Annotated in this window: 23 protein-coding genes; 13 read left to right on the top strand and 10 right to left on the bottom strand. The window is 70.4% G+C overall.

From position 1 onward, the window contains the following. The 4 genes from ACIHFD_RS15385 to ACIHFD_RS15400 all read right to left on the bottom strand — a co-directional run bounded on the left by ACIHFD_RS15385 (window position 1) and on the right by ACIHFD_RS15400 (window position 3,610). Window positions 1-1,521, bottom strand: a complete 1,521-nt coding sequence (locus tag ACIHFD_RS15385; protein WP_397367413.1) for a glycoside hydrolase family 13 protein — start codon at window positions 1,519-1,521, stop codon at window positions 1-3. 5 nt (window positions 1,522-1,526) lie between these two features. Next, entirely contained in the window at window positions 1,527-1,907 is a 381-nt protein-coding gene (locus ACIHFD_RS15390) for a globin (protein ID WP_185067323.1), read from the bottom strand. Between the two features lie 9 nt (window positions 1,908-1,916). Next, window positions 1,917-2,750, bottom strand: a complete 834-nt coding sequence (locus tag ACIHFD_RS15395) for a mechanosensitive ion channel family protein (RefSeq protein WP_397367414.1) — start codon at window positions 2,748-2,750, stop codon at window positions 1,917-1,919. Between the two features lie 575 nt (window positions 2,751-3,325). After that, entirely contained in the window at window positions 3,326-3,610 is a 285-nt protein-coding gene (locus ACIHFD_RS15400) for a hypothetical protein (protein ID WP_350731579.1), read from the bottom strand. 276 nt (window positions 3,611-3,886) lie between these two features. Between ACIHFD_RS15400 and ACIHFD_RS15405 the strand changes: the two genes are divergently transcribed. The 8 genes from ACIHFD_RS15405 to ACIHFD_RS15440 all read left to right on the top strand — a co-directional run bounded on the left by ACIHFD_RS15405 (window position 3,887) and on the right by ACIHFD_RS15440 (window position 11,665). Continuing rightward, complete coding sequence (locus ACIHFD_RS15405; protein ID WP_397367415.1) at window positions 3,887-5,428, top strand: XRE family transcriptional regulator; 1,542 nt, start codon at window positions 3,887-3,889, stop codon at window positions 5,426-5,428. Next, window positions 5,425-5,913: a GNAT family N-acetyltransferase gene (locus tag ACIHFD_RS15410; protein ID WP_363980757.1), complete on the top strand. Its 489-nt coding sequence runs from the start codon at window positions 5,425-5,427 to the stop codon at window positions 5,911-5,913. Before ACIHFD_RS15405 ends, ACIHFD_RS15410 begins: the two co-directional genes overlap by 4 nt. A 297-nt stretch (window positions 5,914-6,210) precedes the next feature. Continuing rightward, window positions 6,211-7,434 carry a DMT family transporter gene (locus ACIHFD_RS15415; RefSeq protein WP_397367416.1) on the top strand — a complete coding sequence of 408 codons (1,224 nt, stop codon included), beginning with the start codon at window positions 6,211-6,213 and terminating at the stop codon, window positions 7,432-7,434. 275 nt (window positions 7,435-7,709) lie between these two features. Then, window positions 7,710-9,341 (top strand): tetratricopeptide repeat protein, encoded by a 1,632-nt coding sequence (locus ACIHFD_RS15420; RefSeq protein ID WP_397367417.1) that lies wholly within the window; start codon window positions 7,710-7,712, stop codon window positions 9,339-9,341. Between the two features lie 31 nt (window positions 9,342-9,372). Next, entirely contained in the window at window positions 9,373-9,825 is a 453-nt protein-coding gene (locus ACIHFD_RS15425) for a hypothetical protein (RefSeq protein WP_397367418.1), read from the top strand. Between the two features lie 56 nt (window positions 9,826-9,881). After that, window positions 9,882-10,058 carry a hypothetical protein gene (locus ACIHFD_RS15430; RefSeq protein ID WP_397367419.1) on the top strand — a complete coding sequence of 59 codons (177 nt, stop codon included), beginning with the start codon at window positions 9,882-9,884 and terminating at the stop codon, window positions 10,056-10,058. Window positions 10,059-10,073: 15 nt separating this feature from the next. Beyond that, window positions 10,074-10,865, top strand: a complete 792-nt coding sequence (locus tag ACIHFD_RS15435) for a hypothetical protein (protein WP_397367420.1) — start codon at window positions 10,074-10,076, stop codon at window positions 10,863-10,865. Window positions 10,866-10,924: 59 nt separating this feature from the next. Continuing rightward, entirely contained in the window at window positions 10,925-11,665 is a 741-nt protein-coding gene (locus ACIHFD_RS15440; RefSeq protein ID WP_397367421.1) for an MBL fold metallo-hydrolase, read from the top strand. A gap of 7 nt (window positions 11,666-11,672) precedes the next feature. Here the strand turns inward: ACIHFD_RS15440 and ACIHFD_RS15445 are convergent, their stop codons facing one another. Together ACIHFD_RS15445 and ACIHFD_RS15450 are read right to left on the bottom strand one after the other, a co-directional pair. Beyond that, window positions 11,673-12,128: an NUDIX domain-containing protein gene (locus ACIHFD_RS15445; RefSeq protein WP_397367422.1), complete on the bottom strand. Its 456-nt coding sequence runs from the start codon at window positions 12,126-12,128 to the stop codon at window positions 11,673-11,675. A gap of 10 nt (window positions 12,129-12,138) precedes the next feature. After that, the gene (locus ACIHFD_RS15450; protein ID WP_350731560.1) at window positions 12,139-12,495 is read right to left on the bottom strand and encodes an ArsR family transcriptional regulator; all 357 of its coding nucleotides are present in this window, start codon (window positions 12,493-12,495) and stop codon (window positions 12,139-12,141) included. A gap of 33 nt (window positions 12,496-12,528) precedes the next feature. On the opposite strand from ACIHFD_RS15450, the gene ACIHFD_RS15455 reads away from it, so the two are divergent. Further along, window positions 12,529-13,416: a TIGR03620 family F420-dependent LLM class oxidoreductase gene (locus tag ACIHFD_RS15455; RefSeq protein ID WP_397367424.1), complete on the top strand. Its 888-nt coding sequence runs from the start codon at window positions 12,529-12,531 to the stop codon at window positions 13,414-13,416. A gap of 53 nt (window positions 13,417-13,469) precedes the next feature. After that, window positions 13,470-14,423, top strand: coding sequence for an SDR family NAD(P)-dependent oxidoreductase (locus tag ACIHFD_RS15460; protein WP_397367425.1), 954 nt, complete (start codon window positions 13,470-13,472; stop codon window positions 14,421-14,423). On the opposite strand, the gene ACIHFD_RS15465 is transcribed toward ACIHFD_RS15460, so the two are convergent. Then, window positions 14,420-15,052 carry a DUF47 domain-containing protein gene (locus ACIHFD_RS15465; protein ID WP_397367426.1) on the bottom strand — a complete coding sequence of 211 codons (633 nt, stop codon included), beginning with the start codon at window positions 15,050-15,052 and terminating at the stop codon, window positions 14,420-14,422. The genes ACIHFD_RS15460 and ACIHFD_RS15465 overlap by 4 nt on opposite strands. Window positions 15,053-15,314: 262 nt before the next feature. On the opposite strand from ACIHFD_RS15465, the gene ACIHFD_RS15470 reads away from it, so the two are divergent. Beyond that, window positions 15,315-16,514, top strand: coding sequence for an RNA-guided endonuclease InsQ/TnpB family protein (locus ACIHFD_RS15470; protein ID WP_397367427.1), 1,200 nt, complete (start codon window positions 15,315-15,317; stop codon window positions 16,512-16,514). Between the two features lie 14 nt (window positions 16,515-16,528). Here the strand turns inward: ACIHFD_RS15470 and ACIHFD_RS15475 are convergent, their stop codons facing one another. Then, complete coding sequence (locus ACIHFD_RS15475; protein ID WP_397367428.1) at window positions 16,529-17,479, bottom strand: anion permease; 951 nt, start codon at window positions 17,477-17,479, stop codon at window positions 16,529-16,531. 195 nt (window positions 17,480-17,674) lie between these two features. Between ACIHFD_RS15475 and purU the strand changes: the two genes are divergently transcribed. Then, window positions 17,675-18,529, top strand: a complete 855-nt coding sequence (purU, locus tag ACIHFD_RS15480; RefSeq protein ID WP_397367429.1) for a formyltetrahydrofolate deformylase — start codon at window positions 17,675-17,677, stop codon at window positions 18,527-18,529. Here the strand turns inward: purU and ACIHFD_RS15485 are convergent, their stop codons facing one another. After that, on the bottom strand, window positions 18,530-19,507 hold the full coding sequence (locus ACIHFD_RS15485) for an NADP-dependent oxidoreductase (protein ID WP_397367430.1): 978 nt from the start codon (window positions 19,505-19,507) through the stop codon (window positions 18,530-18,532). Window positions 19,508-19,587: 80 nt separating this feature from the next. Here ACIHFD_RS15485 and ACIHFD_RS15490 point away from each other — a divergent pair, with 80 nt between their 5' ends. Continuing rightward, window positions 19,588-20,181, top strand: coding sequence for a TetR/AcrR family transcriptional regulator (locus ACIHFD_RS15490; RefSeq protein WP_397367431.1), 594 nt, complete (start codon window positions 19,588-19,590; stop codon window positions 20,179-20,181). Window positions 20,182-20,279: 98 nt separating this feature from the next. Here ACIHFD_RS15490 and ACIHFD_RS15495 read toward each other — a convergent pair whose 3' ends face one another. Further along, window positions 20,280-22,337, bottom strand: coding sequence for a prolyl oligopeptidase family protein (locus tag ACIHFD_RS15495; protein WP_397367432.1), 2,058 nt, complete (start codon window positions 22,335-22,337; stop codon window positions 20,280-20,282). Window positions 22,338-22,610 lie beyond the last annotated feature (273 nt).

Here is a 22,610-nt window from a genome sequence, read left to right on the forward strand (position 1 = left end):
CTATGACTCGTGCCGGAGCCACACCGCGGTGTCGGGCGGCAGCAGGTCCCCCCTGAGCGGACCGCTCGACAGGAGCACGGTGTCGTGCTCGGGCAGGTGTACCGGCCGGAGTCCGCAGTTGATGGCGCAGGTCAGCGGGCCGCGGGTGAAGAAAAGCACACCCTCGGGTGAGTCCAGCCACTCCAAGGTATAAGGAATTGATCCGACCAGGTCACGGCGGCAGGCCAGGGCCCGGCGGTAGAACTCCAGCGTCGAGCCGGCGTCCCCTTCCTGCTTCTCCACGCTCAGCTCCGCGAACGTGGCCGGCTGCGGCAGCCACGGTTCCACCCCGCCGGGAGAGAACCCGTGGGAGGGCGGGTCCACCGTCCACGGGATCGGCACCCGGCACCCGTCGCGCCCGGGCAGCTCGCCCTTGGACTGGAAGAAGACGGGGTCCTGCCTGGCCTCGTCGGGCAGGTCGGTCACCTCGGGCAGCCCGAGCTCCTCGCCCTGGTAGAGGTAGGCGGACCCGGGCAGGGCCAGCATCGTCAGCAGCGCCGCCCTGGCCCGCGCGAGCCCCGTGCCGGGGTCGGCGGTCCCGTAGCGGGTGCGGTGGCGTACGACGTCGTGGTTGGACAGCACCCACGTGGCGAACGGCACGGCGGCCAGGGTGTCGTCGATCACCTTCTTGAACGCCGTCGGCGACCACGGCGCCTGCAGCCAGGCGAAGTTGAAGCTCTGGTGCAGCTCGTCCGGGCGTACGTAGCGGGCGAGGTCCTCGGAGCTGTCCGTCCACACCTCGCCCACGGCCATCCGCTCGCCCGGATAACCGTTCAGCAGCCGACGCCAGTCGCGGTAGACGTCGTGCACCTCCGGCTGCCCCCACACCGGCGAGACCGACATGAACGACTGGTCGCCCACGTTGGGCAGTCCCTCGGCCTTGTAGAGCCCCATGGCCACGTCGATGCGGAACCCGTCGACACCCCGGTCCAGCCAGAACCGCAGGATGTCCAGGAACTCGGCGTGCACCTCGGGATTGCGCCAGTCGAAGTCGGGCTGCCCGGGAGCGAACAGGTGCAGGTAGTACTGCCCGTCCGCCACCTTCGTCCAGGCGGGCCCGCCGAACGTGGACTGCCAGTTGTTGGTGGTGTCGCGGAAGATGTAGCGGTCGCGCCGCTCGCCCCGCAGCGCCGCCTGGAACCAGGGATGCTCGGAGGAACTGTGGTTGGGCACGATGTCGACCAGCACCCGCAACCCGTGCTCGTGCGCCTGCGCGACCAGCGACTCGAAGTCGGCCAGCGTGCCGAACAACGGATCGACACCCCGGTAGTCCGCCACGTCATAGCCGCCGTCGGCCATGGGGGAGGGGTAGAAAGGCGTCAGCCAGATGGCGTCGACCCCCAGCCGCCGAAGATACGGCAGGCGCTCGCGCACCCCGGCCAGATCGCCGACGCCGTCTCCCGAGGCGTCGGCGAAGCTGCGAACGTAGATCTCGTAGACGATGGCATCACGCCACCAGGGGATATCCATGTGGCGTGTCATGCCCGCTATGTTGGGGAGTTCACCAGGCTGTGGGCCGCGTAGACCAGATAGTCCCAGAGCCTGGTCTCCAGCTCTTCCGGCAGGTCGAGCGAGTCGACCGCGTCACGCATGTGCCGCAGCCAGGCGTCCCGCTCCGGCTCGCCGATCACGAACGGCATGTGCCGCATGCGCAGCCTCGGGTGGCCGCGCTGCTGGCTGTAGGTGTTGGGCCCGCCCCAGTACTGGATCAGGAAGCCCCGCAGCCGCTCTTCGGCGCCCTCGAAATCGGACTCCGGGTAGAGCGGCCGCAGCAACGGGTCTTCCGCGACGCCCTCGTAGAAACGGTGCACGAGGCGCCGGAAGGTCTCGTCGCCCCCGACGGCGTCGTAGAAGGAGGTCTCACTCACGCTCTCAGCCTATGCGGTGGCGACCATGGGGATGCCGGCGGAGTCGAGTGCGGACTTGACCCGGAACCTGAGCTCCCTGGACACCTCGGCCTGCGCCGAGGGCAGGGTCTTGGCGCTGATGCGGAACACCAGCGAGCTGTCGGACATCTGCTCGACGCCGTACACCTGCGGCTGCTCCACGATCTTGGTCTCGCGGAACTCGCCGTCGGCCCAGATCTCCTCGGCCACGTGCTCCAGGAGCACCCGGACGGACACGATGTCCGCGTCGTAGGCGACCGGAACGTCCATGAAGGCCCGCGACCAGCCCTGCGACTCGTTGCCGACCCGGGTGATGGTGCCGTTGCGGACGTACCAGACGCGGCCGTCGACGTCGCGCAGCCTGGTGACGCGCAGGGTCACCGCTTCGACCGTGCCGACCGCGGCGCCCGCGTCGATCACGTCGCCCACGCCGTACTGGTCTTCGAGCAGCATGAACATGCCCGCGATGAAGTCCTTGACCAGTTCCTGGGCGCCGAAGCCGATGGCCACGCCGAGGATGCCGACGCTGGTGAGCAGGGGTGCGATCGGGATCGTCAGCCGATCGAGCACGGTCAGCACCGCGGTGCCGAGGATGACGATCGAGGCGACGTGTTTGAGCACCGAGCCCATGGTCTCGGCGCGCTGCTTGCGGCGCTCGTGCAGCAGCGCGTCGATGCTGTCGGGCACCGCGTTCTTGCGGAACCTGCTGGTTATCGAACCACCCGTGGCCGCGCGGTTGACCACTCTCGTGATGACCCGGTGCGCGACTTTGCGAAGCACGATCGCGAGCACGAGGATCAGGACGATTGTGATCAGACTAGCCACCAAGGGCGCCCAGGTCGCATTCTGGAACATCCCGACAAGGGTAGAGCAAATGCCCGCCGGGTCGTTCTCGCAGCTCCCAGCCATTTGCTGGGTCAACTTCTCGAAGTCCAACTGAGAAGCGGGTGGTTGCGACGCTGTCACCAGCAGTAACACTGGGTAGATCCCCCTCCGGAAGCGGTTCGGTCGGCTGCTTTGGACCGATTCGATCCAAAATACCGCCGACCGGACCGCCCGCCGTCACATCACGCCGGGGAAGACGGGGACGCCTGCTCTCTGGGCCGCGGAGGGAGAGAGCGGACGCTCCGATGACGGACGGCTCGGAACGGGACGCGCACCCGGAAGCGTGTCCCGTGCCGGTTCCGGGAGGGATCCCCCGAACACCCGCCCGGGAGGACCGGGCGGGTGGCTGTGGACAGGCACGGCATGCGAGACCGTGCCTGGGCCGGAACCGGCGGGGCGACCAAGGGCTCCGGCATACGGGAGTCCCTCCGCACCGGCCACCCCGCCGGCTCCGTTGACGCCGCCGTGGGTGCGGTGAGCCGTGGTGGCTGCGCTCCACCCGGGTCACCGCTTTGTCACTCGCCCACGGCGGCCAGTACGCGTGCGACCTTCGTGGCCGCTCCAGCCGGGTCGTCGGCCTTGTGCATCCGTTCGCCCCAGGACCAGCAGTACCACCAGTCCGGTACATCGGTTGCGCTCGTCGACCGACAGGTGACGTTCTCCGACAGGCTGGTCGCGTTCGGGTTGATGACCCGTGCGAACATGCGCCCGCCCTGGGTCTGGACCACTCTCGCGAGCAACCCGTGAGCGTCGAGTTCGGATACGAGACGCTTCAGATGCTCGAAGTTGTCGTCCCCCACCTTTCGTCCCCTCCTTTTGGGAATCGGCTGGTGGGCCAAACATGGCTCATGTCAAGGGCGGGCGCAATGCCGCTTCCCCGGTCACGGGGAGTTGCTTCTCCCTCGTGGGATGTAAGAAACAGTCCCTCGGAGGACGATCCTTATCCGTAGGCTTGATGCCGGGCGTTTTCAAGCTGGCGACATTGGTTCACACTCATGGGTAGGCGCACAGCTACATGGACGCTACGCTGAGTCACCAGATATGGACCGGTCGAGACACGCGCGAGAGGGGCCGGGATGTCCGGCAGGCAGCACAGGGAAACGGAGATCGCCAGGCGGATCAGAGCCAAGGGCCTGGCCGCGGGGCGCACTTCGGCCCAGATAGCTGACGAGATCCATGAGCAGTGCACTCCGCAATTCGGCACCAGCCGCGTCAAATCCCACCGTCTTTCCTACGGCATCGCGCTGGCGGATGTCATCGAGCAGATCAGAGCCCTGTTCGAGCGCGACAACAAGGCGATGCCCGGCATCGGAGAGACCCTGCTGTCGGCCTACGAGAGCGGGCTCAAGCGCCCAGGACCCGAATACATGCACTACCTGTGCACGGTCTATCGGGTGGAGCCGCTGGAGCTCGGTTTCGACGGGCCGTGCATCTGCGGCCACGGGCACCGCACGCCGGGCGCGCTGCTGGGAGACAGCACCGAGCGGCCGTTAGCGCAGGCGGAGCGCGAGACCGGGTCGCCCCCGGAGCCCGAGACAGAGGCCGACGAGAACATCCTCCGGCGCACCATGCTCAACCTGCTCAACCCCGGGACCAGCGCCGCCACCGAGCTCGACGGGCCGGTGCTCGGCGCGTGCGAGGGCATCAGGCGCCGGATGGACGAGACGCTCGTCGCGGCCACGGTGTCGGCGGCGATGCTCGACCAGTGGGAAGAGGCCACGCAGAGCTTCGGCCGCCAGTACACGACGACGGCCCCGCTGCGCCTGCTGTGCGACGTGATGCTCGAGATGAGCGCCGTACGCGCGGCGCTGACCCACCGTCAGCCCATCGACCTGCACGACCGCCTTCTGCGGATGGCGGCCCAGCTGGCGGGGCTGAGCGGCATGATCATGATCAATCTCGGTGACCACCGGCTGGCCCGCTCCTTCTTCAGGACCGGACGCACCGCGGCCGACGAGACGGGCGACCGCGCACTGCGCGCGTGGATCACCGCCCGCGAGTCGCTCGTCCCGCTCTACTTCGGGGACGCCCGGGAGGCGCTCAACCTGGCGAAGAAGAGCCGCGACCTGGCCGGCACCATGCCCTGTCCCGCGCAGGCCATGGCACCGGTCGTCGAGGCGCGGGCGCTGGCCATGCTCTCGGGTGCCGAGAACAAGAAGGAGATCGTCGACCAGGCGAAACGGGCGCTGGCCAGGGCCAGGAACGCCTTCTCCCACATGCGGCCCGAGCACCAGGCGGACATGGCCTTCGGCTACACCGAGAAGCAGCTCTACTTCTACCAGGGTGACGTGCTCACCAAGCTCGGCCAGACCCTGGAGGCCGAGGTGGTGCTCGACCAGGCGCTGGAGAAGTACGAGGATCACATCCTCGACCAGACGCTGATCAGGCTCGACCAGGCCCAGTGCCGCATGATCGACGGGGAGTTCGACTCCGCGCTGGACATCGGCACCAGGGCGCTGCGGATGCTCGGCGACGAGTACATGACCGATTTCATCATGCGTCCCGCCCTGGCGCTCGAACAGGCGATCATGGCCCGTGACGCGAACAACTCGAAACTCGAGGAGTACAGGGCCGAACTGCGCCGGCCGAGGGTCCCGACGAAAGGCGGCGGTGCATGAACGTGGAGATCCGGCGCTATAGGTGGTCAGATCTCGACACCATCCTCGCACTCCACCGGATCTCCCTCGCCGAGGTGGGACTGGTGCCGGGCGACGGCGTCTACTACGACGACGACTTCCCGCGCATCCAGGAGATCTACCTGGGCTGCGGTGGTGACTTCCTGGTCGGCGAGGTGGACAAGCGGGTCGTCGCGATGGGCGGGCTGAAACCCGTCGACACGGCCACGGCCGAGATGTGCCGGCTGAGAGTGCACCCGGAGTTCCAGCGGCGCGGTTACGGTGCGGCCATGCTGCTCGCACTCGAACGGCGCGCGGTGGAGCTCGGCTTCGAACGCGTCAGAGGCGACACCACGCTCAACCAGGAGGCCGCCCTGGCGCTCTACGAGCGAGAGGGATGGCGCGAGCTCTCCAGACAGCGGGTCGGCGACCACACTGTCGTCTACCTCGAAAAACGCCTGGCCCCTCCGGCGGTCATCGAGCTCTGAGGCTCCCGGCGTACGGCCCCACCCAACCCCTCCTGGGGCCGCTTCCTCCCCTCCCCGGTGATCTTCCCCGGGCTCCCGGCGTGACTTCACCGCCGACATTCCTTCCGTCACCCGCAGTACGCGACGACGCCGGATCTGGCGTCCGCGGTATGGATGTACAAACCCGCGGGTGAGGCTCTTAACACCGAGGTGTAGAGGAACCTCACCGGCTGCTCCCTGTACATCAGTGGCTGCGAATAGTAGTGAGATGCTTTTGCCATGGCAGTCGTGCCCGCTCCCCGACCCCTCCTGGGAGCCGTGCTTCTGTTGTTCGTCAGCGCCGCTTGGGGGTCGGCGTTCCCGCTGATGAAGGATCTCATCCACCGGTTACCGGTGGAGGATCTGCTCGCCGAGCGCTACCTGATCGCCGCGCTCACCCTCCTCGTCATCAGGCCGCGCTGCTTTCGGGGGCTGCCGCGCAGGACCTGGATCAACGGGGTCGTTCTCGGGGTCATGTTCGGGATCGGTCAGGCCGGTCAGGCCGTCGCGCTGCACGGCCTGCCGTCCTCGCTGTCGGGGTTCGCCGTCGGCTGCAGCGTGGTGATCACGCCGATCCTGGCGCTCGTCCTGTTCAAGGTGAAAGTGCCGCGCCGGATCTGGGCGGGGGTGGTGCTCGCGCTGGCCGGGATGACCGTGTTCACGCTGCTGAGGGGGATGGAGGACCACGAGGTCTCGGTGCTGGCGCTCGGGGTCACGCTGTCCGCCGCCGCCCTCTACTCCGGCCACACGCTGCTGCTGGCGCAGTTGTCCAAGCGGGGTGAGACCTTCCACGCGTACGCGCTGACGGTGATCCAGCTGTTCACCATCGGGCTGCTCACCGGGGTCGTAGCCGTCCGCGACGGGGTCGTGCTGCCGTCGGGAGGGTCCGACTGGCTGATCCTGGGGCACCTGGCCGTGGTGTCGTGCGCGCTGGGGTTCCTGGCCCGCTCGTACGGCCAGGCGCACGTCACGGCCGTGCCGAGCGCGATCCTCATGTCGTCGCAGCCGCTCTGGGTGGCCGCGATCTCGGTGATCTGGTTCCACGAGCCGATCGGCTGGGGCATGGTCGTCGGCGGGGGGTTGATGGCCGGCGCGATGCTGCTCGCACTTCCCGCGAGGACCGCCGCGCTGGGAAAAGAGCGCACCCGCGCCAACCACGCCCTCCTCATCGTCGCCGCACGGGCGGCCAGGACGCTGACCGACCTGAGGATCAAACGTGAGGATCCGCTGCCGCTCGGCGGCAGCCAGACGCCGTATCTCGACAGAGGGGCCTGTGTGAACGCTGAGACGTGCCCCTGGCACACGCGCTCGCTCAAGGGTGGCGGGGAGCCCAGCCTGGAGCGGCTGATCGAGCGCGCCACGATCATCGTCCGGGCGAGGAACCTGCCGGGGCCGGGGTGCTGCCGGTCGGTCACCCTGCTCGGCCGGTGCCTGTGCGATCTGATGGAGGAAGCCGAGCAGGCCCGGACGAAAGCCCTCCCACGTTGGTTTCGGTCCCAATAGCTTACTGGTGTCAATCAAAAGGCAACCGCTTTTTGCGGTGTAACCTCCCACTTATTCACCATAAATCTTGATATTCGGCGGGGCGCACTAATAATGGGAAAATAGCCCCAGTGGGAGAGGTATGTCATGAAGCGCATCATTGTCCGCAAGCCTGGAACCGCGAGGCTGGCGGGGACCTCCAGCGTCCTTCACAAGGGGTGACCGAGGCAAGGTCCCATCTCAGAGTTGAGGGCGAAGCACCCGCTCAATGGGGGGCCGTACGGCTGCTGACACCGTTGATCGACGGACATCGCCGGCCGCGCGGCCCCTACACTGTCGCCGCCGCCCTGCTGCGTCACCTGGTGCCGCAGGCTCTGGAACGGGACGGGGACCTGGTGGCGGCGCACGACATCGAGATCCGTGCCGCCGCGCCCGAACTGGCCCCCCTCGTGCCGCTCCGGCGGGCCACGATCGACACCGGGCTGCCTGAGGACGAGCGCATCCTCGTGCCCGCGCCCCGCCGTACGCTGCGGCTGGCCAACGGGCTCGCGGAGTTCATCAGGGACGCCGTACCCCCCGGGCGGGCGATCGCCGTGTGCAACGGCGCCGAGGCCGACCCGACGGACACCGAACTGCTGGACGTCATGATGCGGCGGATCCCGCCGGACCTCCTCACGATCATGCTGTACTCCGGCGGCCCCGACCCGCCGCCCGACACCCGGAGCGCGGACGAGCTCTGGGCCCTGGTGGACCGGTGCATGCGCGACGGATTCCTGCACGCCGCCGTCGAGCTGGGGGAGCGCGGCATGGCGCGCACCGAGCCGGGCGGCGAGCACTGGTGGCGCTTCGCGCAGCGCACCGCGACCGCGCTGGGCGGCCTCGGCCGCACCGACGACGCCCAGGCGATCTGGGACGGGGTGCGCGCGGCCAGCCAGGATCCGGCGATGCACGCCGCCAGCGCGTACGGCACCGCCATGCTCGACGCCCGCCACCCCGACCCCGCACGCCGTGACCTGGGCCGGGCCCGGCGCTGGATCAACGAGGCCATCGCCATCTCCACCCTGCTGCCGGAGCCCTTGGACCGGGCGTTCAAGCTGGGTTTCGACCTCAACGGCCTGGCGCTGATCGAGCTGCGGCACGGCCGGCCGGGCGCGGCGCTGTCGCTGGTCGAGTCGGCCGTCGAGCTGGCGCGCGAGCTGCGGGAGCGGCATCCGCTGCACCGCATGGTGCTGCTGGCCAACCGGGCCCAGCTGCTGGCCGCGCTCGGTCACGTCAAGGAGGCGATGGAGGACTACGCGGCCGCGATCGCGCTGGACCCGGCCTTTCCCGACTACTACCTGGAGCGGGGGAACCTGCTGTTCAAGCTCGGGCGGCACGAGGAGGCGCTGGCCGACTTCGAACGGGCCATGCGGGCCGGGCCGCCACTGCCCGAGGCGTACTACAACCGGGCGGAGCTGCACACCGTGCGGGGCGACACCGAGGAGGCGCTGGCCGACCTGGGACGGGTGATCGAGCTGGACCCGTCCTACCTGGACGCTTACATCAACCGGGCCGGGCTGCTGGCCGCGGCGGGCCGGGACGAGGAGGCCCTGGCCGACGTCGTGGCCGGGCTGGTCCTGGAGCCGGGCAACCCCCACCTGCTCACGGTGCTGGGGCAGCTGGAGACGGCGGCGGGACGGCTGGCGGCGGCGGGGGAGGCGCTGGACCGCGCGGTGGAGCGCGCGCCCGGGCTCGCCGCCGCCTGGGGGAACCGGGGAGTGCTGCGGTACGCCGCCGGGGACCTGGAGGGGGCGGTCGAGGACCTGAGCCGGGCCATCGAGCTGCAGCCCGAGCCCGACCTGCACACCAACAGGGCCGTCGCCCTGCGCGCGCTCGGGCGCGCCGCCGAGGCCGACGCGGACGAGCGGCGGGCCGATCGCCTCTCCTGACGACCGCCTGTCGCGATGGGATTATTGGGTGATGCGGGGGCGAATGGGGCGGGCGGCCGCGGTGTGCGCCGCTCTGGGGGTGCTGTGGTGGGCCAGCGTGCGCCTGGCCTGGGTGGGCATCGGCTGTGAGGACTGGGGATGCCTGGCACCCGCCGTCGGCGTCGTGGTGGTGATCACGCTGGCCCTGATCGCCGGGTCCGCGCTCGTGCTGGAGCGGGTGGACGTACGGCCGGGGCGGCGGGTGGCGCTGGTGGCGGGCGGGGTGCTGGTGGTGTTCAGGCTCGTCGGCGAGGCGCTGCCGTCGTGGACGTCCTCGCTCGCGCACGCTGTCACGGCCGGGGCGGTCTTCGCCGGGGCAGGGGCCGTGGCGGCGTTCGTGACGGAGCCGGGGGTGGCGCGGCGATGGAAGGTGGTGACCGCGCTGGGGGTGGTCGCGCTGGTGCCTGCCGCGCTCGTCGTGTCGTGGGCGCGGTTCGGCGCCTAAACGGGCTGGATCATGAGCAGGCTCTTGCCGGTCACCGCGCGGGCCTCGATGGCGGCGTGCGCCTCGGCGGCCGACAGTTCAGCCGCCCGGCGCCCGGCGCCGAGCATCCGCACGCCAAGGAGCGGCTGCTGACCATCGCGCTCGACGGCCTGCGCGCGCCGGGGGCGACCGAGCTGCCCGGCGACCCGCCGAGCACGGAGTGGTACGAAGGCCGCTGGGGGAGCCCTTCGTAGGTCTACGGTGGGGGCGTGGGCTTCAACGACCTGCTCAAAGACCTCGATCACAGCGCCAGCGTCCAGGCCGCGGGCATCAGACGCGGCTACGGCGGGCCGCCCGCCCGCACGGTGGGCGTCACCGTGGGGCTGGCGCGGCTGCGCTGCGCCTCGCTGCTCAAGCCCCTGTACGCGTGGGTGAGCGCGGCCCACATCCCCGACGCCGAACGGTGGCGGCGGCACGCCGAGCCCGCGGTGGTCGTGTCCTCCAACGCCGACACGCTCAACCTGTGGCTGGCCGTCGGCCCCCGGGTCATCCTCGACGACCTCCGCAGCCGCACCGGCATCGCCTGGTCGCCGCCCAACGGCGACCCCTCGCGGTTCGGCTCCGTCGAGGTGGCCGCCGACGAGGTCGCTATCGCGTACGCGGTGCTCGCCCAGGCCGCCGTCGCCGGCGACCCGGTCGCGGAGACCATCCTGGGGTGGATGCGGCAGGTCAGCGCGTCGCAGGCGTTCGGGGCCCGGGAGGCGATCCGCTCGCCCGGGGCCGGGGTCAAGAGCGGCTGGTACGGCGCTCCTGACGAGACCTGCCTGCGTACGCACACCGTGGCCGTGCTGCCCCGGGGCGGCACCCGGGTCGCGGTGGCCGTGGGGATGACCGCGCTGCCGTACACCGACCTGCGGGAGCGCGAGGCGTACGTCGAGAAGGTCGGCAAGGGCGTGCCCGTGGAGCCCGATCATGAGAAGGTGGCGGGGCGGCTGCTACGCGGGCTCCTGGTGACGACGCTCGACGAACTCGGCCATTTCCGCGACGGCCCCCACGTGTGAGGGCCCGCGCGCCGCGTCCTGGATCTTTGCCGACTTTTCCTATTTCGTCTGGGGTTAGTGTGAAATTTACTGTTTTGGGCGGATGTGGGGCTTGGCCTGCGGCGGGGCAGGCGTGCAGCGGGTACGTGGTGGAGGCCGAGGGGTTCCGCGTCCTCGTCGATCCCGGCTATGCCACGCTGCCGAGGCTCCTCGGGCGCATGCGGGCCGACGAGGTGGACGCGGTGCTGGTCACCCACGGCCACCCCGACCACTGCGCCGACCTCAACCCGCTGCTGCGCGCCCGCGCCCTCGCCGACGTCCCCGCTCCCGCCCTGCCGGTGTACGCGCCGCCGGGGGCGCTGGACGCCGTCCTGGCGCTGGACAAGCCGCGCATGCTGGCGGACAGCATCGTGACGCGCGATCTGGCGCCCGGCGTGCCGTACGAGATCGGTCCGTTCCGCCTGGACGTGTTCGACCTGCCGCACCACGTGCCCAATGCCGGTCTGCGGCTGAGCGCCGGAGATCGCGTGATCGCCTACACCGGTGACACGGGGCCGTCCCCCGAGCTGGCGGTGCTGGCGGAGGGGGCGGACCTGCTGGTGGCCGAAGCGACCTATCCGGAACGCGTCCCCGAAGAGGACGCGCCTTACCTGTCCAGCGCCCTGGACGCGGGCCGCACCGCGGCCTCGGCGGGCGTGGGCCGCCTGCTCCTCACCCACCTGTGGCCCGACACGTCCCCGGCGCTCGCGCTGCTGGCCGCCGCGAAGTCCTATGATGGCACGCTGGAGGTCGCCTCCGAGGGCATCACGCTGGACCTGTGATGACGCCTCACCGCGCCGTGAGCCGCTCGATCACCTTCGCCAGCTCGGGCGGCTCCACGTTGCCGGGCAGCTCCTCGGCCCAGGCGTAGCCCCGGTAGGCCACTCGCTCCTCCTCGGTGAGCTCCCCGGGATCCACCTCCGGCCGCGCCTCCTCGAAGGTGGCCAGGAAGAACGGCTCGGTCTTCACGTACCGCACTCCCAGCCACGAGAAGTCGCGCTCGACCTCGACGAACCGCTCCCGCACCGCCGAGCCCGGCAGCCCGGTCTCCTCGCCCAGCTCCCGCCTGGCCGCCTCCAGCGCCGTCTCGCCGGGGTCGATCCCGCCGCCGGGCGGCTCCCAGATGTCCAGGCGGCTGACGGGGTCGTACCAGTGCATGAGCAGCACCCTGCCGTCGCGATCCAGGCAGACGACCCGAGCCGCAGGCCGGTCGCTGATGCCCGCTTGCTCCTCTATGGCACCCACCAGCCCGACGTTACTCCTGCCGCTCCTCCTCCAGCACGAGCCCCAGCAAGCCGGGGAAGCGGTGATCGAACTCCTCCTGGCGCAGGCGGTTGAGCCGCCGGGCGCCTTCGTCGCGCTGCTCCAGCAGCCCCACGTTGCGTAACACCGAGAAGTGGTGGCTGAGCGTGGACTTGGCCACCGGCAGGTGGGAGAACGTGCCGCAGGCGCGCGTCCAGTCGGGGACGTCCGCCAGCTCCCGCACGATGCGGCGCCGGATCGGATCGCCCAGAGCGTCGAGGGCGGCCTGCAGCGAGACCTCGATCGGGGATGTGTGCGTCAGACCGCGCGTCCTGTTCGACTGCGATCGAACATTGTTGTAGTGTTCCATCTCGATCGAACATTCTATGCGAGGGGAGCGGCCGTGGACATCGGGCGCGTCGGAGTGTGGCATCCCATGATCGGCATGGCCCCCGCCGAGGAGGCGCGTCGTGCGGCGGCCACGATCGAGTCGCTGGGCTACGGCTCGCTCTGGGTCAACGAAGGCAAGAGCAGCAAGGAGCCGCTCGTCATGTCCGCCGTCCTGCTGGCAGCCACCCGGCGCATCGCGGTCGGCACCGGCATCGCCAATATCTGGGTGCGCGACGCCACGGCCATGGCCGCGGGCGCGGCCGCGCTGGGCGACGCCTTTCCCGACCGGTTCCTGCTGGGCATAGGGGTCAGTCATGCCCCGCTGGTCACCGGCCGCGGCCACGACTACGCCAAGCCCCTGGCCGCGATGCGCACCTACCTGGAGGCCATGGACCAGGCCGGCCGGACGCTGCCCGTGCCCCTGGTCCCGGCTCCCAGGGTCCTCGCCGCGCTGAGGCCCAAGATGCTGGAGCTCTCCAGGGACCTGGCGGACGGCGCGCACAGCTACTTCGTGCCGCCGGAGCACACCGCGCAGGCCCGCGGGATCCTCGGCCAGGGCCCGCTCCTGATCCCCGAGCAGGCGGTCGTCCTGGAGTCCGACCCGGCCCGCGCCCGCGAGATCGCCCGCGCCCACATGTCCTACTACCTGACGCTGCCCAACTACCTCAACAACCTGCGCACGCTGGGCTTCACGGACGACGACTTCGCCGACGGCGGCAGCAACCGCCTCGCGGACGCCATCGTGGCCTGGGGCAGCGCCGACGCCATCACCAAGCGCGTGCGCGCCCACCTGGACGCGGGGGCCGACCACGTCGTCATCCAGCCCCTCTCCCCGGACGTCCCGGACCTCGCCCACGCCCTGACCCAGCTGACCGACCTCGCCCAGCCCCTCGGCCTGTAACGCCCGTCGGAGCGTTTGACCTCGAGTGGGCTCCAACTCGTAGCGTGAGTCGTATGACAACGCCGCAACACAAGATCGGGTCGGGGTTCGGGGCCAGGAGCACCGCGGACGACGTGCTCCACGGGATCGATCTCTCAGGAAAGCTGGCGATCGTCACCGGCGGCTACTCGGGCATCGGCCTGGAGACCACGCGGGCGCTCGCCCGAGCCGGAGCGCACGTCGTGGTGCCCGCGCGCCGTCGCCAGACCGCCGAGGAAGCGGTCGGGGGCATCGGCGGGGTCGAGGTGGACGAGCTCGACCTCGCCGATCTGGAGAGCGTACGGCAGTTCGCCGAGCGCTTCCTGGCCACCGGCCGCAGCGTCGAGATCGTCATCGACAGCGCCGGGATCATGGCCTGCCCGGAGACGAGGGTGGGCCCCGGGTGGGAGGCGCAGTTCGCCACGAACCACCTGGGCCACTACGCGCTCGTCAACCGCCTCTGGCCGGCCGTCGCCCAGGGCCGGGGACGGGTCGTGTCCGTTTCGTCCGCCGGGCACCGGCATGCGGGCATCCGGTGGGACGACGTCCAGTTCGAGCGGGGCTACGACAAGTGGCAGGCCTACGGGCAGGCGAAGACCGCCAACGTCCTGTTCGCCGTCCAGCTCGACGCGCTCGGCCGGGACGCGGGGGTGCGGGCGTTCGCGCTGCATCCGGGCGCCATCCTCACGCCGCTGCAGCGCCACCTCCGCAAGGAGGAGATGGTCGCCGCGGGGTGGATCGACGAGGAGGGCAACGCCCTGGACCCCATGTTCAAGACCCCCGAGCAGGGCGCGGCCACCCAGGTGTGGGCGGCCACCTCGCCGCAGCTGGCGGGCATGGGCGGCGTCTACTGCGAGGACTGCGACCTCGCCGAGCCGACCACGGAGGCCGTCGGGCCCGGGGTGCGCGACTATGCGATCGACCCGGAGCAGGCAGCCCGGCTGTGGGCGCTGTCCGCCGAGCTGACCGGGGTCAACGCCTTCGGCTAGCGCTTCATGGCGCCGTCGGCGATGGCGTCCGCGGCATCGCCGATGGCGACTCCGACGATCTCGAGGCGGCGTACCAGCTCCCGCCTCTTCAGCGCTTCCGCGGTCACCTCGCCCGAGAAGATGCGCGAGATCTCGTACTGGTACATCCGCCGGATCGACCCGCCCACCTTCTTCGCCTCCAGCGCGTCCTGGACCACGGCGGAGGGGCGGGAGGCGAGGTCGCGGACCGCGTTCTCCAGCGCTTCGATGCCGACGATGACCTGGTCGAGCAGGGGAGTGAAGCGGATCTGGTCGGGGACCCGGTAGAGGTGGGACTCGCGGACGAAGTCCCGCAAGGAGTCCAGCACGTCGTCGATGGCGCGGGACAGCCGGAACAGGTCCTCCGAGTCGATCGGGGTGACCAGGGCCGTTTTGAGCTCCTCGACGAGGCAGGCGCGTTCCTCGTCGCCTATGTGCTCGATCGAGCGCATCTGCTCGTGCGCGCCCGTCCTGCCCACCTCGCCCCCGATCATGGCCATCGCCAGCCACGCCCCTTCCTTGGTGGCCCGGAGCTGGCCGAGCAGGGCCTCCGTGAGCGCGCTGTCCATGCGGCCGGTCATGAGGTTGCGGATCCGCCGCAGCCGCTTCATGGTCCGGCCGCCTTCGCGGAGCTAGAGCGCGTCATGGACCGAGCCGCCCTCGAAGAGTCGGGGTGCTTCACCGCCCGAGCCGCTTTTGAGGAGCCAAGGTGCTTCACGTTCGCCGTCCCTTCATCTGGTTCGTTTCGCTGGAGGTCCCGGGCTTTGGCCCTGGGGAGGAATGCGCATCTCCCGCGGAGTGGCACAGGCGTAAACAGCCCGCCGTCAGGCGGAATGTCAAGCAGATAGGACACAGCCCGCTAAGATGATCTCTGTGAGGACGGCGTACAAGTGCCGGGCCTACCCCACGCCCGATCAGGCCTGCGTGCTGAATCGCACGTTCGGTTGTGTGCGCCTGGTGTGGAACCGCGTGCTGGCCTGGCGTCACGCCCGCTGGTATGGCGAGCAACTGTCCACCAATGTCCCCCAGGCCAATGCCTACCTGACCCGGCTCAAGCAGGCCGAGGAATTCGCCTTCCTGAGCGAGGTCTCCTCCGTTCCGCTTCAACAGGTGCTGCGCACTCAGCAGAAAGCGTTCGCGAACTTCTTCGCCAAGCGCGCCCGCTACCCACGCTACAAGTCCCGGACGGGACGGCAGGCCGCCGAGTACACCCGCTCGGGTTTCCGCTGGCGCGACGGGCGACTGTTCCTGGCGAAGATGGACGCTCCGCTGGAATTCGTCTGGTCCTGGCCCGACGTGGACCCTGCCTCGATCGACCCCACCACCGTGACCGTCTCCCGTGACCCGTGCGGCCGTTGGTATGTCTCCCTGGCTGTCGAGGTCGCCGACCCCGAGCAGGCTCCGGCCACTGCAAGCGCGGTCGGCGTCGATCTCGGCGTGAAGGACTTCGCGGTCACCAGCGACGGCGAGAAGATCCCCAACGCGCGCGTACTGGCCAAGCGGGACCGCAACCTGGCCCGCTACCAGCGGCGTATGGCTCGCAAACAGCGCGGGTCGAACAACCGCAAGAAGGCCAGGGCGAAGGTCGCTCGCGCCCACCGCAAGGTCGCGGCCTCCCGCCAGGATTTCCTGCACCGGACCTCGACCCGGCTGGTCCGCGATCACGACGTGATCGTGATCGAAGACCTCGCCGTCAAGAACATGGTCCGCAACCGCCGCTTGGCCAAGGCGATCTCCGACTGCGGGTGGGGCGCCTTCCGCCGCATGCTGGAGTACAAGACCGCCAAGTACGGCCGCCGCCTGATCGTGATCGACCGGTGGCATCCCAGCTCGAAAACGTGCAGTAAGTGCGGGCATCTGCTCGCCGCGCTGAGCCTTTCCACCCGGCGCTGGACGTGCCCGGGCTGCGGCACCCTGCATGACAGGGACATCAACGCCGCGAAGAACATCTTGGCGGCAGGTCTTGCCGTGTCTGCCTGCGGAGGTGACGTCAGACACTCCGAGTCCTCTCGGGTGCGGTCGCCGGCGAAGCAGGAACCCCAACCTGTGAAGGTTGGGATCCCTCGGCTTTAGCCGTGGGGAGGAAGTCAAGAGAGTTCAACCCTCGCGATCGCCTTCACCAGCGCCGCCAGCCCCGCACCCAGCAGGGCGCCGGCCGGCAGCGTCAGGAGCCAGGCCGCGACGATCTTGCCGGTGGCGTACCAGCGGACGCGGCCGCCGCCCCGTGCCACGCCCGCGCCGATGAGCCCGCCGGCGATGGCCTGGGTCATGCTCACCGGCATGCCCACGGCCGCGCAGGCGATCACCGCCGTGCCCGCGGCCAGCTCGGCCGCGACTCCGTGCGGAGGCCGGGAGGCGATGAGCTCACGGCCCAGCGTGCGGCCCGCCTTGGGGAGCCCGTACATGGTGCCGAGCCCGAAGAGGACGGCCACCAGCGACGTGTACGGGAGCGGCGCGCCCGAGAAGCCGAACATGATCATGAACACGGCCAGCATCTTCTGCCCGTCGTTGGCGGCGTAGGCGAGGCTCTGCAGGAGGAACCCCACCTGGTGCCAGCGCCGCAGCCCGCGGGCCGTGATCGTGATCAGGAGCACCCGAACGAGCAGCCAGCCCAGCAGTCCGCCCACGAAGGGCGCCGCCACCCCGAACGCCAGCACCAGCAGCACCGAGCCCGGCGACACCGGCAGCCCCCAGCCCAGCCCCGCACCGGTGAGCCCGCCCACGACGGCGAGCGTGAGGCTGGTCGGCAGGCCCTTCATGCTGAGCGCGGTCACCACGGCCAGCGCCGAGATCACCGCGACGGTCATCGCGATCCTGCCGCCCGGCGCGTGGAACGAGGCCAGCCTGGTCGTGAACGTCACCGCCACCTGATGCGTGACCAGCGGGACCAGCGCCGTCAGCACCACGAGCACGAGGATGCCGGTGGCCGGGCGCACCGAGGGCAGCTTGAGCCCGGTGGCGAGGAGGGCGCCCCCGTCGTTGACCCCGGACACGACGGCGAAGAGGCCGGCGACCACGATCAGTACGGCGACGTCCAAGGACCGCGCTCCATCCCAACCCGCGAGACAACCCGGGGTTGCCCCTCCCGAATCCGCGTTCCCCCCTGACTACCCGGGATCGCATGGATGATGGACGATCGGACGCGTAACGTGTGTCGGGTACTCTCTGTGATGGTCACCGGCCAGGATCAGCCCTGCGGTGACCGCCGATCCCACGCCCGTGAGAGTGAAGGCATGACCAGCCCCGCCGAATACATCCTGACGCTGTCCTGCCCCGACCGGCCCGGTGTGGTGGCCGCCGTCTCCGGCCTGCTGGCCCGGCACGGATGCAACATCATCGAGAGCCAGCAGTTCGGCGACCGGGCCGGGCAGCGCTTCTTCATGCGTGTCCAGTTCGCGGGGCCGTTGGGCGAGGACGAGCTCAACGGCGCCTTCGCGACGCTCGCGCCGGACTTCGCCATGGAGTTCAAGGTGCGCGACGTGGCCAGGAAGCCGCGCGTGCTGATCATGGTCAGCAAGTTCGACCACTGCCTGAACGACCTGCTCTACCGCGTCCGGTCCAAGGCCCTGGACATCGAGATCGTCGCGGTCGTCTCCAACCATCCCGACCTGCGGCCGCTCACCCAGTCCAACGGGATCGACTACCACCACCTGCCGGTCACCCCCGAGACCAAGGCGAGGCAGGAGTCCGAGGTGCTGGCGCTGGTGGAGCACTACCAGGCGGACCTGGTGGTGCTGGCCCGCTACATGCAGGTGCTCTCGGGCGAGCTGTGCGAGAAGCTGGCCGGGCGGGCGATCAACATCCACCACTCGTTCCTGCCGTCGTTCAAGGGCGCCAAGCCGTACCACCAGGCCCACAACCGCGGCGTCAAGCTGATCGGCGCCACGGCCCACTACGTGACCTCCGACCTGGACGAGGGCCCGATCATCGAGCAGGAGGTGGCCCGGGTCAACCACAGCCACTCTCCGGAGGACCTCGTGGCGATCGGCCGCGACGTGGAGTGCCTGGCCCTGGCCAGGGCGGTCAAGTGGCACGCCGAGCAGCGGGTCCTGCTGGACGGGCACAAGACGATCGTCTTCCCGCGCTAGCTACCCGGTGATCACCAGCTTGCCCCGCACGTGCTCGTGGACCAGATCCCGGTACGCCCGCGCCGCCTCGGCCAGCGGGTAGCGGCGGCTGACGGTGGAAGGCAGCGTGCCTTTCACCGCGAGGGCGGCCACCTCGTCCAGATCGCCGGGACGGGCGTGGGTGTAGACGGTCTTGAAGCCGGTGGACGGGTCGGGGCTGGGGAAGGCGACGGTCAGCAGCGGCCCTCCCGGACGGACGACCCGTGCCGGCTCGGCCAGGGCCGGGCCGGGGAGCACCAGGTTGACCAGGGCGTCGACGCCGCCGGGGTGGCGGCGCAGGGTCTCGGCGGCGGTGTCCGCGGAGCTGTGGTCGATCGTCTCCGCGGCTCCCAGGCCGCGTACGTAGCTCTCGTCCGGCGGGATCGCGGTGGCGATCACGTGTACGCCCCGGTCCGCCAGTAGCGGCACGACGGCTCCGCCCACCCCGCCGGCCGCCCCGATGACCAGCGCTTTCGTGCCGGGCGCGAAGGTCCCCGCGCGGAGCAGCGGAAGGGCGGTCAGGGCGGCGATGGGCAGGGCGGCGGCGTGCTCGACGGGAAGGCCGGCCGGCCGGTGCGCGAGGGCCGGCGTGTCGGCGTCGAAGATCGCGTACTCGGCCATCGTGCCCGTCGTGAACGACGGCGGCGAGGACGTCAGGCTCGCCATGCTCCCGGCGGCCCGCGCCAGGCCGAGTCCGAATATTTCATCACCCGAGGAGAATCGGGTCACGCCCGGCCCGACGGCCGTGACCGTGCCGGCGAAGTCGCTGCCGAGGACGTGCGGGAACTCCAGCGGGGCCATCTCTCTGAACGCCCCGCTCACGAGCCGGACGTCGGCGGGGTTGAGCCCGGCCGCCGCGACGCGGACCTGGATCTGGCCGGGGCCCGGCAGCGGGACGGGTACGTCCGCCACCTCCAGGACCTCCACCCCGCCGTAGCCCTTCGCCACCAGTGCCTTCATGGGAACCTCCAACTAAACGGACCGCTCGGTCAGGTTGAGCATAATATGACCGCGCGGTCCGGTTGCGGTAGGGTCCTGATGTGGCGAATGTGCGGGCGGACGCGGTGCGTAACAGGCGGTTGCTGCTCGACGCGGCGGCGGCCGAGTTCGCGGAGCGCGGCACGGAGGTCTCGATCGCGCGCATCGCGGCGCGGGCTGGGATCGGCAAGGGCACCGTGTTCCGGCACTTCGCCACCAAGGAGCAGCTCATGGCCGCGATCTTCAGCGACCAGCTGGAGTCGCTGGTGGCCAGGGGAGAGGCGCTGCGCGAGGGGGCGGACTCCGGGGCGGCGCTGCTGGAGTTCATGGCCGCCGGGGTCGAGCTGCGCTCGTTCTGCCAGGCGTTCACCCCGGCCATGCGCGAGGATCCGCAGATCAGGGCCGCGAGCGATCGGCTGGTGGCGGTCGCCCGGTCGCTCACGGACCGGGCCCGCCGCGACGGGTTCGTACGGCACGACGTCACGGGGCACGACGTCGTGCTGCTGATCAATGCCGCCTGCCAGGCGGTGGCCCCGCTGGGCGACGCGGTTCCGGGGCTCTGGCGGCGCTACCTGAGCATGATCTTCGACGGGCTGCGTCCCGAGGGCGCCCATCCGCTGCCCGTCCCGGCCCCCGGCTCCCTGACCCCCGGCTGAGGCCGCCTGGCGCGCGCGGCATGCGTCACGCAGGGTCGCGGCCCGGCGCCGGGGCGGCCTCGACCATGGCCGGCCCCAGCGCGCTCATGCCGTCGAGGCTACAGACCGGTGTGCCGGGCGAGGAAGGTGAGCGTGTCGGCCGACAGATCGACCGACCTGCTCACCGACCGGGCGCCGTGCCCCACCTCGGTCTCGTTGCGCAGCAGCACCGGGCGGTCGCCGGTCGAGGAGTGCTGCAGCGCCGCGCACAGCTTCCACGCGTGCAGCGGGTGCACGCGCGTGTCGGACTGGAAGACGGTGAAGAGCGTGGCGGGGTAGTTCACCGACTCCTGGACGTGGTGGTAGGGCGAGTAGCCCAGCAGCCAGCCGAACTGCTCGGGGTCCTCGACGGTGCCGTACTCGACGTTCCAGGTGGCGCCGAGCCCGAACTGCTCGTACCTGACCATGTCGAGCAGCGGCGCCGAGCAGACCACGGCCGCGTACAGCTCCGGCCGCTGCGTCAGCGCGGCGCCCACCAGCAGGCCGCCGTTGGAGCCGCCGGAGATGCCGAGCTGCTCGGGCGTGGTCACGCCGGTGGCGACGAGGTGCTCGGCCGCCGCGTGGAAGTCGTCGAACACGTTCTGCTTGTTGCCGAGCATGCCCGCGCGGTGCCACTCCTCGCCCTCCTCGCCGCCTCCGCGCAGGTTGGCGATGGCGTAGACCCCGCCGGCCTCGACCCAGGTCAGGATCGATGCCGAGTAGCCGGGGGTCATCGACAGGCCGAAGCCGCCGTAGCCGTACAGGATGGTGGGGCGCGGCCCGGGGGTGTCGTCGGCGGGAGAGATGATCAGCATGCGGACGTCGGTGCCGTCCTTGGACTGGTACACGACCTGCGAGGTGCGCACCGGGGGCACCTCGACCGCGCCCGGGGAGGCGGCCCAGAGCGTGGTCTCGCCCGTCCTGGCGTCGTAGCGCTGCACGGAGGGCGGCCTGGTGTTGTCGGTGTAGGCGAACCACGCCTCGTAGCCGCCCTCGGGGCGCTCGGAGAGGCTTCCGACGGAGCCGAGACCGGGCGTGGGCACCTCGCCGACGCGCTCGCCGGTCTCCAGGTCGTGGATGGTGATCTCGCTGATCGCGTGGCGGGTCCAGCCCACCAGGACGACCGGGCGCTCCAGGTCGTCGAGGATCGCGAAGTCGTTCAGCACCGCCTCGGGGTCCTCGGGGATGAGGTCGCGCCAGGTCTCGAAGCCCGGCTCGGCCGGGTCGGTGACGCACACCCGGGCCCTGGGCGCGTCGCGGTCGGTGTGGACGTAGAGCCTGCCGTCGCGGCCGAACACCAGCCCCGCCTGCGCGTCCACGCCCTCCTGCACGACCCGCAGGTCCGGCCGGTCGGCCGGGGACGCGGCCAGGTCGGCCACCCAGAGGTCGTTGCGCGGCGCGGTGCCCTCGTGCGCCGAGACCTGCAGCCAGCGGCCGTCACGCGAGACCGAGACGCCGTAGTAGTTGGTCATCTTCAGCCCCTGGCCGAAGATCATCACGTCGTCCTCGGTGGAGGTGCCGACTTGGTGCAGGTAGACGCGGCGGTGGAACTGCGTCTCGTTCTCCGGGACCTCGGTGCTGGGCAGCCTGCGGACGTAGAAGTACGCCTCCCCGCCGGGCAGCCACGCGATGGGGGAGTAGCGGCAGCGGTCGATCGGCCCCTCGACGCGCTCGCCGGTGGTGACGTCCATGACGTAGAGGATCGACTCCTCGTTGCCGCCCACGGAGATCTGGTACGCCAGCAGTCGCCCCTCCTTGTCGGGCTGCACGGCGTCGAGCGTGGTCAACCCCGACGGGTCGATCTCCATCGGGTCGATCAGCGCCCGCTCGGTCCCGTCGGGCTCGACGACGTAGTAGACGGCGTGCTCCTGGTCGGGCGTGCGGCGGCTGAAGAAGTGGCGGCCACCGCGCCACGCCGGCGCGCCGACCGAGCCGGACCTGAGCAGCTCGGCGATGCGGCTCTTGAACCGCTGCGGCCCGCTGCCCCTGCTGAACAGCTCGGCCTGCTCCAGCAGCCACCCCTTCGTCTCGGGACTGTCGGGATCCTCCAGCCATCGATAAGGATCTGGCACGGGCGTGCCGTGCAGGGTGTCGACGGTGTCTTCGCGGCGTGCGGTCGGGTACGGCTCCAGCTTCATGCTGGGAACCCTACTGCCAAAGGACATGCGTAAAGCGCTGGTGAAGCGGGCATAAAACGTAACGTGTGTCCCTCTGGTCCATTCCGGTTGGAGGATATTTGGGGTGGCGGGGACCGGGGTGCAAACGCCAGACTTGGTGACAGGACGGTGCCGTGGTGACCATCCGCTGGACCGTCCGGCGGAGGTCCACGTGACGGAAGCACAAGTGCCCCAGGAGGGGCCGACAGTCGGGACATGCCACGGCATGTCCCCTTTGATACGCGCGCAGCAGGG

The sequence above is a fragment of the Nonomuraea sp. NPDC051941 genome (assembly GCF_044593615.1).

What these genes read in the sequence shown, in the direction of transcription:
- ACIHFD_RS15410 (WP_363980757.1), top strand. Translation starts at nt 5,425, where the DNA reads ATGAACGTGGAGATCCGGCGCTATAGGTGGTCAGATCTCGACACCATC.
- ACIHFD_RS15485 (WP_397367430.1), bottom strand. Translation starts at nt 19,507, where the DNA reads ATGAAGGCACTGGTGGCGAAGGGCTACGGCGGGGTGGAGGTCCTGGAG.
- ACIHFD_RS15460 (WP_397367425.1), top strand. Translation starts at nt 13,470, where the DNA reads ATGACAACGCCGCAACACAAGATCGGGTCGGGGTTCGGGGCCAGGAGC.
- purU (WP_397367429.1), top strand. Translation starts at nt 17,675, where the DNA reads ATGACCAGCCCCGCCGAATACATCCTGACGCTGTCCTGCCCCGACCGG.
- ACIHFD_RS15495 (WP_397367432.1), bottom strand. Translation starts at nt 22,337, where the DNA reads ATGAAGCTGGAGCCGTACCCGACCGCACGCCGCGAAGACACCGTCGAC.
- ACIHFD_RS15385 (WP_397367413.1), bottom strand. Translation starts at nt 1,521, where the DNA reads ATGACACGCCACATGGATATCCCCTGGTGGCGTGATGCCATCGTCTAC.
- ACIHFD_RS15405 (WP_397367415.1), top strand. Translation starts at nt 3,887, where the DNA reads ATGTCCGGCAGGCAGCACAGGGAAACGGAGATCGCCAGGCGGATCAGA.
- ACIHFD_RS15465 (WP_397367426.1), bottom strand. Translation starts at nt 15,052, where the DNA reads ATGAAGCGGCTGCGGCGGATCCGCAACCTCATGACCGGCCGCATGGAC.
- ACIHFD_RS15450 (WP_350731560.1), bottom strand. Translation starts at nt 12,495, where the DNA reads ATGGAACACTACAACAATGTTCGATCGCAGTCGAACAGGACGCGCGGT.
- ACIHFD_RS15425 (WP_397367418.1), top strand. Translation starts at nt 9,373, where the DNA reads ATGCGGGGGCGAATGGGGCGGGCGGCCGCGGTGTGCGCCGCTCTGGGG.